Below are 10,778 nucleotides of genomic sequence, written 5' to 3'. Positions count from 1 at the left end.
AGGGGTGGCGGGCCGAGAAGGGTCAGCCGAACTGGAGCCAGTTGAGGTTGACGAGGCCGGTCGTCGGGCCGCCGGTGACGCCGTTGAAGACCAGGTAGAGCCGGTGCGTGCCGGCCGGCTGGCTGACCGGCACCGCGGTCTCGACGAAGGCGCCGTTGCCCGTCGTCGCGTTCAGCGTCGCCGTGCCGACCACCGGGCCTGTGGGCGAGTCGAACCGGAGCTCCACGGTGGCCCGCGGGGTGCCCGCCGTCGCCGCCGAGCCGCCCGAGTGCCGCAGCGTCACGGTGGAGACGCCGCCCAGGTTGATCGGGTCGAAGGCGATGTTGTCGCCCACGTCGATGCCGTTGACGTGCTGGCCGCCGCCGGTGTCACCGGTGTTGGCGACCGTCACGTTGGTCTGCACCTGGGCGAACTCCGCCTGCTGCCGCGGTGTCTGGATCACCGCCTGGCCGACCGTGGTCAGCGGCGGCTGGCCGCCGCCACCGAGGTCGGTGTACGAGGCGCTGATGCCGCCGTACAGGTAGCCGCCCGCGTGGTCGGCACCGTCGGCCGGCGACTGCACGGTGCCGGTGCAACCCGTGGTGGAGCCGTCCGGGTGGCCGTGCGTGTCGTGGCCGAGCACGAACGTCACCACGACGCGCGAGCAGTCGATCGGGCCGTCCTCAGGATCCGAAACCTCGACGGTGTACGGGATCGAGTCGCCCCAGTTGAAGAAGGAGCCCGCCAGCGGCGTCGTCACCCGCACCGTGGGCGCCGTGTTGCCGACCACGATGACGGTCGTCAGCACGCCGGTCTTGCCGCTCGAGTCCGTCACCGTCAGCTTGGCCACGTAGGAGCCGTTCTGGGTGTACGTGTACGAGGGGTTCGGGTCCGCCGAGTCGACGGTGCCGTCGTTGGTGAAGTCCCAGGCGTACGAGATGGACTCGCCCGGGTCCGGGTCGAAGGTGCCGGCCGACGAGAACGCGACGGTCAGCGGTGCCTGCCCGGAGGTCGGTGTCGCGGTGAGCTTGACGACCGGCGACCGGGTGCCCTTCACGTACCGGATGACGGAGAGCTGGGCGTCCGGGTTGGCGTTGAAGAAGCCGTCGCCGTACTCCAGCACGTAGAGCGCGCCGTCCGGGCCGAACTCCATCTCCATCGGGTTGTCGAACACGGTGCCCGGCAGGAACTGCTCGACGCCGTTCAGGTTGCCCTTGCCGTCCGTACGCATCATGAAGATCTTGTCCCGGGTGAACTCACCGAAGACGACGGCGTTGTTGTAGTACTCGGGGAACTTCACCTGCGACGTGCTCTCGGCGTCGTACTTGTAGATCGGGCCGCCGTGCGGGCCGACGCCGCCCGTGCCGATCACCGGCCACTTGAAGTCGCAGGGGATCGGCGGGTTCTGCAGGTACGCGCTGCCGCACGGCGTGCGGGCCTCGTACGTGTACCAGAACTGCGGCTGCTGCACGGCCGGCAGCACGGTCAGGCCCGTGTTGTGCCGCGAGTCGTTGACCGGGGCGCCGCAGTTGAACGTGGCACCCGACGTACGCGTGGCGAAGTCGAAGTCCACATAGGGCAGGCTGGGCGAGGCGCAGAAGGGCCAGCCGTAGTTGCCGGCCTTGTTGGCGCTGAACCAGCGGCCGGTGCCTTCCGGTCCGCGGGTCGGGTTGGGCACCCGCGAGTCGGGGGAGTAGTCACCGATGTAGAGCCGGCCGGTGCTGTCGACGTCGAACCGGAACGGGTTGCGCAGGCCCATCAGGAAGATCTCCGGACGGGTCCTCCCACTGGCGTCCTGCGCCTCCGGGAACAGGTTGCCGGCCGGCGACGTGTACGTGCCGTTGGCCTTCACCTTGATCCGCAGCACCTTGCCGCGCAGGTCGTTGGTGTTACCGGCCGAGCGCCGGGCGTCGTAACCGGGGCCCTGCGTGGGCTGGTCGTTGATCGGCGTGAAGCCGTCGGAGCCACCGGCGTTGGTGTCGTCGCCGGTGATCAGGAACAGGTTGCCCTTGCCGTCGAACTTCACCTTGCCGGCCACGTGGCAGCAGATGCCGCGGTCGACGTCGACCCGGATGATCTGCTGCTCGGACGCCATGTCGAGGTGCGGCGTGGGCGACTCCACCAGCTTGAACCGGGAAAGCTGGTTGTAGCCCTTGAACGTGTCCCACGTCGTCGGGTCGGTGCTGGTCGCCGGCGCGTCACCCTCGTTGACACCCGGGGTGGCCGGGTCGTCGACCGGGGTGTCGAGCCGGGGCGCGTAGTAGACGTACACCCACTTGTTCGTGGCGAAGTCGGGGTCGATCGCCAGCGTCTGGAGGCCGTCCTCGTCGTGCGAGTAGACCGGGATCGTGGTGATCACCGGGCTGGCGTTGGTCGCCGGGTCGTACATGCGGATCTGGCCGCCGCGGGTGTTGTGCAGCACCCGCCCGTCGGGCAGCACGGCCAGCGACATGGGCTCGCCGGGCTCGTCGTTGAGCGTGACCTTCTCGTAGTTGGCCAGCACGGTCGCGCCGCAGTCGCCCTCGACCACGCCGGAGGCCCACTGGATGCCGCCGAGCAGGTGCTTCTGGTAGGCCGCGGCCCGGTAGGTCTCGATCGAGTGCCCGAGGCCGGTGTAGAACGAGCGGCCGCCCTGGTAGTCCTTGCACCAGCTGATCGGGTGGTCGAAGCCCATCGTGCCGCCGGTGACGCTGTTCTCGTCGACGGTCGCGAGCACGTGCGACTGCCCGCGGACGTTGGCGGTGAAGTTGTACCACTCCTCGGTCAGCGTCACCGCGCGCGGGACGGTCTCGGTCGCCGGGTGCACCCGGTCGGCGACGTCGACGTTGCCGGGCTCGACACCGGTCACGCCGGCCACCTTGGCGCCGACCAGGGTCTGGTAGAACGCCCAGTCCGGCTCGGTCTCGGCGGCGGCGTGCACGCCGACGTAACCGCCGCCGGCCTTGATGTAGTCCTCGAACGCCGTCTGCTGTGCGGGGTTGAGGATGTCGCCGGTGGTGTTGAGGAAGACCACCGCGCGGAAGCCGCCCAGGTTCTCGGCCGTGAAGTCGGCCGCGTTCTGCGAAGCCGTGACGGTGAACCCGTTCTCCTTGGCCAGCGCCCGGATCGTCGCGACACCGTCCTGGATGGACGGCCGCCGGACGCCGGCGGTCTTGGTGAACACGAGCACCTTGTAGTTCTTCGGCGCCCGCACCGCGGAACGCAGGGCGGCGGGGCCGTTCTCGGCCGCGACCAGCGTCTCCGGGGCGGTCGTGGGACCGGTAGGTCTGGGGTCCGCCTGCGCGGCGCTGGTTGGTGCCAGCGCCACGAGCGGAAGCCCGATCGTCGCGGCGGCCAGTGCTGCCAGCCGTCGGCGGAAGGGGGATGGCATGTCGTCCTCCGGGGTGTGTGGGCGTCGCCTCGGAGGCCGGGCGCGCGCCGCCGCGCCCGGCCGGGTGGTAACCGGGGTGTCAGTGTCCGCGCTTGTAGACGGTCAGCTCGGACATGTTCTGGTACGAGATCGCGGCGAAGTCCAGGGACTGGCCGGGGTTGGCCGCGCCGCCGGGAGCGGTGTCCTGCTCCCAGTTGGCGTGCCGGTAGTCGGCGTCGCCGATCGTCTCGAAGAACTGCTGGAAGTTGATGTCGCCCTCGCCGAGCGGGGTCATCTCGTACCCGTTGGCGAGCGCGCTGTCGCGGTTGCCGTCCTTGGCGTGGAACAGCGGGAACCGGTCGCCGCGCGAGGCCACGTTGAGGATCGGGTCGAACAGGTCGGTGCGCTCGACGCCGCGCTTGTCGACGAACTTCTGGTGCTTGAACCGGGCCACGTACGCCCAGTAGATGTCCAGCTCGAAGAAGACGTACTTCGGGTCGGCCTTGCCGAAGAAGTACTCCAGGCGGCGCATGCCGGACGAGCGGGTCGGCCGGCCGTCGGCGTCGAGCGGGCCCTCGTCGAGCAGGAACGAGTACGCGGCGTCGTGGTTGTGCGTGTAGAGCTTCATGCCGCGCTTGCGGGCCTGCCGGCCCAGCTCGTTCCAGACGTCGGCCGCCGCGTCCCAGTCCGCCTTGTAGTTGGAGTTGGTCGGGTCCGAGCCGGTGCCGATGTGCTTCATGCCCAGGGTCTCGGAGATGTCGAGCTGCTGGGTGAAGGTGGTCGGGTTGATCGAGGTGTGCGTGCCGTTGGCGACCAGCCCGTTGTCGTCGAGGATCTTGCGGATCTCCGCGGGCGTGATCTGCCGGCCGAGAATCGAGGTGTGCTGGGTGTAGCCGGCGAACTCGACCTCCTTGTAGCCGAGCTCGGCGATCCGGGCCAGCACCCGCTCGAAGCCGTACGGGACGCCGCTGTCGTCCGGGGCCGCCGAGATCCGGTCGCGCACCGAGTAGAGGATGATGCCGCGGCGCCGCTCGGGGATCAGCTCCTCGGCGTGCAGCCCGCGGGTGCCGATGGCCGGGGTGCTGGTGGTGAGCACCGGCAGCCCGGCGGCGCCGATGGCGGCACCCGCGGCGGCGGACGCCTTCAGGATGTTGCGCCGGGTGAGCCGGCGACGCTCGGCGGGGTCCATCGGCACGGCTGGGTTCTCGGTCATCGTCGTCCGTCCTCTCGGCGGCAGGGCGCCGCCAATTGCGCGACGGCATGGTGAAGCCGTCACGGGATGATGAGGGTGAATCGATTCAGGCGCCGCCGATGCGCCAGGCGTGGTCGAAGCCGACAGGGGGCAGGGACATGCCGCGGTGCCACGCGCGGCGGGCGACCGGTCTGGGATGACGGCCAACCCGTAGAGATAGGGAGACGATAATGTCTCCAGCGCCCAAAAAGATAGATGGTTGCTGACGAAAGTTCTTAGAAGATCGCCGTAACTTTTGCACGATCACAAGAAAGTCGCGCCTACCAGCTGTGCAGCGTGCCGTCCTCGAGCCGGTTCACCGGCAGCGCGGCGGGCCGGTACGGGTACCGCGCCGCCAGTTCCTCGTCGATGTCGACGCCCAGGCCCGGCTCGTCGGAGGGGTGCAGGTAGCCGCCCGCGAAGTGGTAGCCGTGCGGGAACACCGCGTCGGTCTCCGGCGTGTGCCGCATGTATTCCTGCAGCCCGAAGTTGGGGATCGCGATGTCGAGGTGCAGCGCGGCCGACATGCACACCGGCGACAGGTCGGTCGCACCGTGCGAGCCGCTGCGCACCTGGTAGAGCGCGGCCAGGTCGAAGATCCGGCGCAGGTGGGTGATGCCGCCCGCGTGCACGACGGTGGCCCGGATGTAATCGACGAGCTGCTCGGTGATGAGCTGCTGGCAGTCCCAGATGCCGCTGAACACCTCGCCGATCGCGATCGGCGTGGTGGTGTGCCGGCGGATCAGCCGCAGGCTCTCCTGCAGCTCGGCCGGGGTCGGGTCCTCGATCCAGGTCAGCGCGTACGGCTCGAGGCTCTTGCCCAGCCGGCCCGCCTCGATCGGGGTGAGCCGGTGGTGCACGTCGTGCAGCAGCCGCAGCCCCGGACCGAACTCGTCGCGGACCCGGGCGAACACCGACGGGGTGTGTGCCAGGTAGCGCTCGGTCGACCAGACGTTCTCGGTCGGCACCGAGGCGTCGGCCGGCTCGTAGAACATCTTGTCGCCGCTGACGCCGTAGGTGCTGGCCAGCCCCGGCACGCCGGTCTGCACGCGGACGGCCTTGTAGCCCAGGTCGACGTAGCGGGCGACCTCGACCAGCACCTCGTCGACGGTCTCGGCGTTGGCGTGCCCGTACACGGTGACGCCTTCCCGGCTGCGACCACCGAGCAGCTGGTAGACCGGCATGCCGGCGGCCTTGCCCTTGATGTCCCAGAGCGCGGTGTCGACCGCCGCGATCGCGGTCATCGTCACGGGTCCCCGCCGCCAGTAGGCGCCCTTGTAGAGGTATTGCCAGGTGTCCTCGATGCGGCTGGCGTCGCGGCCGATCAGCGCCGGCACCACGTGCTCGCTCAGATAGCCGGCCACGGCCAGCTCGCGCCCGTTGAGCGTGGCGTCGCCGACGCCGGTCAGGCCGTCGTCCGTGACGATCTTGAGGGTGACGAAGTTGCGACCGGGGCAGGTGACGATCACCCGCGCGTCGACGATCTTCACGACTGCCTCCGTGGTCAGCCCGCGAGCGAACGCAGGTAGGCGAGGTTGTCCCGGGTGCGCTCCGCGAGCGGTAGCGCCGTCGAGAAGTCTTCCACGGTCACCCAGCCGTCGTAACCGACGTCCCGCAGTGCTGTGAGGTACGCCCCGATGTCCGCCTGGCCCTCGCGCAGCGGCGCCCAGTCCGCCGCCCACGCCGTCGAGCCGTCCGGCCGCGTGCCGACCGGGCGCCAGGCGACGTTCTTGACGTGCACGTGCGCGAGGTACGGCCCGAGCAGCTCGAACGCCGCGGTGTGGTCCTCGTGGCCCTCGATGACGAGGTTGCCGACGTCGTGGATGACCGCGACCCGCTCCGGGTCGAGGCCGTCGACGAGGCGCAGGGCGGCCGAGGCCGAGGCGGCGATCGTGCCGTGGTGCAGCTCGACGAGGCCGGTCACGCCGTGGGTCGCGGCGCGCTCGGCCGCCCAGGCGAGGTCGTCCCGGGTCTTCGCGAACAGCTCCGGGTACGGCGCGCTGCCGAGCTTCGGCATGGTGATCCGGACGCGGCCGGCGCCGAGCGTGGCCGTGGCCGCGAGCACCCGCTCGACGTTGTCGCGGTCCGCGCTCGGCACGTAGGCGCCGACGCCGGAGTAGTCGAGGCCCGCGCCCCGGGTGATCCGGTCGATCTCCGGGAGGCTCTCCTCCAGCGTCTCGAGCGGCCAGGTGGCGCGGTTGCCCGCCCAGAAGCCGGGCCGGGCCGCGTCCTCCTGGTCCGTGACCCGCCACTCCACGCCGTCCCAGCCCTGCGCGGCCAGCTCGTGCGCCGCCTCCGCCGGCGTCCACTCCGGAGTCGACGCCGTGAACACCGAGAACCGCATCAGGACACCTCCGCCAGGTCGTCGAGGGCACCGCTGAGCACGTCGTCGACCGAGACCGGCCGGCCGAGCGCCGCGGACGCGTACACCGCGTAGACGACAGCGACCGCGAGCAGGCCGTCGCGCAGTCCGACCCCGGGTGGCCGCCCCCCGTCGATGGCGGCCACCACGTCCTCGTACTGCCGCAGGTGCCCGACGACGAACGCGTCGGCGGGCTTGGCCGCGCCGGTGCGCTCGCCGGCCGGCACCGCGTCCTCGGCCCGCTCGACCGGCGCGGGGCCGGCGGTGGCGTTGAGGAACTCGAGCTGGTCGTCGTGGATCACCGCCGAGCCGGCGGTGCCGTGCAGCTGCACCCGCACGCCGATGCCCGGATGGCCCGCGGTGGTGGCGTGCAGGGTCGCGAGCGCGCCGTTCGCGAAGCGCAGGATCGCCACGGCGACGTCCTCCACCTCGATGTCCTCGTGCGCGAGCCGGGCCGTGAACGCCGAAACGGTGGTCGGCGCGCCGAGCAGCCAGAGCAGCAGGTCGACGGTGTGCACGCCCTGGTTCATCAGCGCGCCGCCGCCGTCGAGGCGCCAGGTGCCGCGCCAGTCGGCCTGGTCGTAGTAGGACTGCGCCCGCCACCACGGCACCGACGCCACCGCGGAGGTGAGCCGGCCCAGGCCGCCGCCGTGCGCCGCGGCGGCGACCGCGACGCTGGCCGGGTCGAACCGGTGCTGGCTGACGACCGAGGCGACCAGGCCGCGCCGCGCGAACTCGTCCGCGCGGTCGGCGAGGGCGCGCGCGGCGCGTGGCGAGACGTCCAGCGGCTTCTCGACGAGGACGTGGGCGCCCTGCTCCAGGGCCTGTTCGGCGAGGGCGACGTGCAGGCCGGTCGGGGCGCAGATCGTCACCAGGCTCTTGGGCTCTGCCATGAGGGTGGCGTGTCCGGCCGGCCTGGCGGCGCCGGCCTTGACGATCCGTTCGGCGAGCGCCTCCCGGGCCGCCTCGTCGGGGTCGACGATCGCGGCCACCCGCAGGCGGGGGTGGCGCAGCACGGCGTCGGCGTGGGTCTGGCCGATGATGCCGGCGCCGACCACGGTGACGGGGATGGTGCTCATCGGGTTTGCACTCCGATCTCGTCGGTGAGCGCGGCGAACGCCCGGGCGGCCCGGCCGAACGCCGCCGGCCCGGAGAAGCCGCCGGTCGCGGTCTGCAGGGCCAGGTGCGGTTCGAGGGAGGCGAAGCCGGCGTAGCCGTCGTCGCGCAGGGCGGTCAGGGTCTCCTTCAGCTCGCCGTCGCCGTCGCCGGCGGGGACGACCACGCCCGTCGCGGCGATGGCGTCCTTGACCTGGAGATATTCGAGGTACGGGCGGAGCATGGCGTAGCCGTCGGTGAACGGGCGGACGCCGACCTGGACGAAGTTGGCGTTGTCCCACGCGACCCGCAGCGCGGGGGAGCCGACGGCTTCCACGATGTCGCGTACGCGATCAGGTGTGTCGCCGTAGATCTCCTTCTCGTTCTCGTGGACCAGGACCACGCCCTCGGCCTCGGCGGTGGTGGCCCAGTCGCGCATGCGGGTCAGCACCTCGTCGCGAATCTGCTCGGGGGTGCTGGTCTCGGGCCGGTAGAAGGAGAACAGCCTGATGTAACGGCACTCGAGTCGGTGTGCGGCTCCGATGGCCCGGCGCAGGCGGTCGCGCTCGCCGTCGGGGTCGTCGGTGATGCTGACCTTGCCGATCGGAGAGGCGATCGCGGAGACCGCCATGTTGCGTTCGTCGAGGAGGGACTTGACGGTCTCCAGCTGCGATTCGTCGAGGTCGACGACGTTCACGTCCCACGCGCTGCGCAGCTCGAGGTGCCGGGCGCCGAGCGCCGACAGCACGGCGAGCTGCACCACCGGGTCCGGGTCGATCTCGTCGCCGAAGCCGGACAGGGTCCACACCGTCACCGCACGCCTCCCGTGGTCAGGCCGGCCACCAGATACCTCTGGAAGACAAGGTAGAGCGCCACGACCGGCACGGCGCAGACCAACGCGGCCGCCATGAGCTGCCCGTACACCGGAAGTGCCCCGCCTTCCTGGCTCGCGCCGAAGATCTGTAGCTCGACCGCCGCGGTGCGGGTGTCGGGGTTGGTCAGCACCGAGGCGAACAGCACGTCGTTCCAGCCGAGCAGGAACGCGAAGACGCCGCTGACCACCAGGCCGGGCCAGCTCAGCGGCGCGATGACCCGGGTGAGCACCCGCCACGGGCTCGCGCCGTCGACGCGGGCGGCCTCGTCCAGCTCCGGCGGCAGCTCGCGCAGGTAGGTGACCATCACCCAGGTCGAGAACGGCAGGGCGAAGGTGAGGTACGTGACGAGGACCGCTCCTCTCGTGCCGATGATCGTGACGCCGAGGGCCGTGGCGGCGCTGGCGAACAGCACGAAGACCGGGAGCAGGAGCAGCGTGCCGGGGATGCTCTGGAGGGCGAGCAGGGCGCGCAGGACCGCGATCCGGCCGCGGAAGGCGTAGCGGACGAGGACGTACGCGCTGATGAGGGCGACGAACGCGCTGACGACCGCGACGGCGCCGGCGACGAGGACGCTGTTGACGAGGCCCCGGCCGAGGTTGGTGGTCTGCCAGATGCGGGCGTAGTTCTCGATGTGGAAGCCGTCGGGCCAGAGGGCGCCGCGGGCGACGGCCAGGTCGGAGCTCACGCTCGCGATGGCCATGTAGGCGAGCGGGCCGAGGACGATCAGGAGCAGGACGGTCAGGGTCGCCGCCCTGGCCGGGGCGGGCAGCAGGCGGGCTACTTCTTCCGAGCGGCTCTTCGTCATTTGTTGCCTCTTCCGGTGTCCAGCCGGACGGCCCGCAGGTAGATCGCCATCGGGATCGCCACCAGGATCAGCGAGACGACGGCCATCGCGACGCTGAGCCCGAACTCGAAGTTCTGGAAGCTCTCCACGTAGGTGAGCACGGGCAGGACCTCCACGTCGTACGGGCTCGGCACGCCGAACAGGACGAACGGCAGCGTGAAGCTGTTGACGTTGTGCAGGAAGGAGATCACCAGGCCGAGCGAGACCGGGCCGCGGAGCTGGGGGAGCACGACGTAGCGGAGCTTCGCCCAGGCGCCGGCGCCGTCGAGGGCGGCGGCCTCGTGCACGGTCGCGTCGACCGACTGGAGGCCGGCGGCGGCCAGCAGGTAGACCAGCGGCCAGCCGGCCCAGAGCTGCACGATGACGAGCGCCCAGAAGCTGCGCGGGCCGTTGAGCCAGAGCCCTTCGGTGCCGAAGATCCGGTTGGCGATGCCGTCGGGCTGCAGGATGATCCGCCAGGTGCTGCCGACCACGAACGCGGGCAGCACGTAGGGGACCAGCAGGACCGAGCGGACCAGGCCGCGGCCCTTGAAGCGGTCCTGGGTGGCGATGGCTGCGGCCAGGCCGAGCGGCAGGCAGCCGATCGTGACCAGCGCCGAGTAGCCGAGGCTGACGCCGATCGCGTGCACGAGGTGCGAGCCCTTGACCGCCTCGACGTAGTTGTCGAACCCGATGAACTCGGCGCCGACCCACTCGCGGATCGAGTACTGGTCGAGGTCGAGCAGGGAGATGTAGAGGGCCAGCGCCAACGGGATGCCGATGACGATCAGGGTGAGCAGGCCGCCCGGCAGGAACATCCAGAGTGGACGTCCCTGCCGGGTGGCGGTGCGCGTTGTCTTGGTCATTTGGCCTTGTCGAGCGCTTCCTGCGCGGTCTTCTGCGCGGCGCCGAGCAGGCCCGTCAGCTTGGCGTCGTCGACCCGGCCCGCCGACAGGTCGGGGATCGACTGGACCACGACGTTGGTCAGGGCGAGCTGCACCTGGCTCCAGCCGCCGGTGAACGGGGTGTTGGCCGACTTGCCGGCCGACTCGACGATCGCGGCC

9 protein-coding genes are annotated in these 10,778 nt (G+C 70.9%); all 9 read right to left on the bottom strand.

All coding sequences use genetic code 11. From position 1 onward, the window contains the following. Positions 1 to 22: 22 nt before the first annotated feature. On the bottom strand, positions 23 to 3,349 hold the full coding sequence (locus tag AB0H87_RS08145; RefSeq protein ID WP_360141589.1) for a ThuA domain-containing protein: 3,327 nt from the start codon (positions 3,347 to 3,349) through the stop codon (positions 23 to 25). Between the two features lie 79 nt (positions 3,350 to 3,428). Then, complete coding sequence (locus AB0H87_RS08140) at positions 3,429 to 4,541, bottom strand: sugar phosphate isomerase/epimerase (RefSeq protein ID WP_360141586.1); 1,113 nt, start codon at positions 4,539 to 4,541, stop codon at positions 3,429 to 3,431. A gap of 299 nt (positions 4,542 to 4,840) precedes the next feature. Further along, positions 4,841 to 6,049, bottom strand: coding sequence for a D-mannonate dehydratase ManD (gene manD / locus AB0H87_RS08135; RefSeq protein ID WP_360141583.1), 1,209 nt, complete (start codon positions 6,047 to 6,049; stop codon positions 4,841 to 4,843). Between the two features lie 14 nt (positions 6,050 to 6,063). Next, positions 6,064 to 6,903, bottom strand: a complete 840-nt coding sequence (locus AB0H87_RS08130; RefSeq protein ID WP_360141580.1) for a sugar phosphate isomerase/epimerase family protein — start codon at positions 6,901 to 6,903, stop codon at positions 6,064 to 6,066. Continuing rightward, positions 6,903 to 8,000, bottom strand: a complete 1,098-nt coding sequence (locus AB0H87_RS08125) for a Gfo/Idh/MocA family oxidoreductase (RefSeq protein WP_360141577.1) — start codon at positions 7,998 to 8,000, stop codon at positions 6,903 to 6,905. Before AB0H87_RS08125 ends, AB0H87_RS08130 begins: the two co-directional genes overlap by 1 nt. Next, positions 7,997 to 8,830: a sugar phosphate isomerase/epimerase family protein gene (locus tag AB0H87_RS08120; RefSeq protein ID WP_360141574.1), complete on the bottom strand. Its 834-nt coding sequence runs from the start codon at positions 8,828 to 8,830 to the stop codon at positions 7,997 to 7,999. Before AB0H87_RS08120 ends, AB0H87_RS08125 begins: the two co-directional genes overlap by 4 nt. Continuing rightward, positions 8,827 to 9,696, bottom strand: a complete 870-nt coding sequence (locus AB0H87_RS08115) for a carbohydrate ABC transporter permease (RefSeq protein WP_360141571.1) — start codon at positions 9,694 to 9,696, stop codon at positions 8,827 to 8,829. The genes AB0H87_RS08120 and AB0H87_RS08115 overlap by 4 nt, the downstream gene beginning before the upstream one ends. Further along, positions 9,693 to 10,580 carry a sugar ABC transporter permease gene (locus AB0H87_RS08110; RefSeq protein WP_360141568.1) on the bottom strand — a complete coding sequence of 296 codons (888 nt, stop codon included), beginning with the start codon at positions 10,578 to 10,580 and terminating at the stop codon, positions 9,693 to 9,695. Before AB0H87_RS08110 ends, AB0H87_RS08115 begins: the two co-directional genes overlap by 4 nt. Next, positions 10,577 to 10,714, bottom strand: coding sequence for a hypothetical protein (locus tag AB0H87_RS08105; protein WP_360141565.1), 138 nt, complete (start codon positions 10,712 to 10,714; stop codon positions 10,577 to 10,579). The genes AB0H87_RS08110 and AB0H87_RS08105 overlap by 4 nt, the downstream gene beginning before the upstream one ends. Between the last annotated feature and the right edge of the window lie 64 nt (positions 10,715 to 10,778).

Origin of the sequence: Asanoa sp. NPDC050611 (assembly GCF_040654855.1) — a bacterium.
Lineage (GTDB): Bacteria > Actinomycetota > Actinomycetes > Mycobacteriales > Micromonosporaceae > Asanoa.
The sequence above is the reverse complement of the archived record's forward strand: the minus strand, read 5'-3'. Positions and strand labels throughout refer to the sequence as shown.

Coding starts and splice junctions, on each gene's coding strand:
- AB0H87_RS08125 (WP_360141577.1), bottom strand. CDS start 8,000: ATGAGCACCATCCCCGTCACCGTGGTCGGCGCCGGCATCATCGGCCAG.
- AB0H87_RS08145 (WP_360141589.1), bottom strand. CDS start 3,349: ATGCCATCCCCCTTCCGCCGACGGCTGGCAGCACTGGCCGCCGCGACG.
- AB0H87_RS08115 (WP_360141571.1), bottom strand. CDS start 9,696: ATGACGAAGAGCCGCTCGGAAGAAGTAGCCCGCCTGCTGCCCGCCCCG.
- AB0H87_RS08110 (WP_360141568.1), bottom strand. CDS start 10,580: ATGACCAAGACAACGCGCACCGCCACCCGGCAGGGACGTCCACTCTGG.
- AB0H87_RS08130 (WP_360141580.1), bottom strand. CDS start 6,903: ATGCGGTTCTCGGTGTTCACGGCGTCGACTCCGGAGTGGACGCCGGCG.
- AB0H87_RS08140 (WP_360141586.1), bottom strand. CDS start 4,541: ATGACCGAGAACCCAGCCGTGCCGATGGACCCCGCCGAGCGTCGCCGG.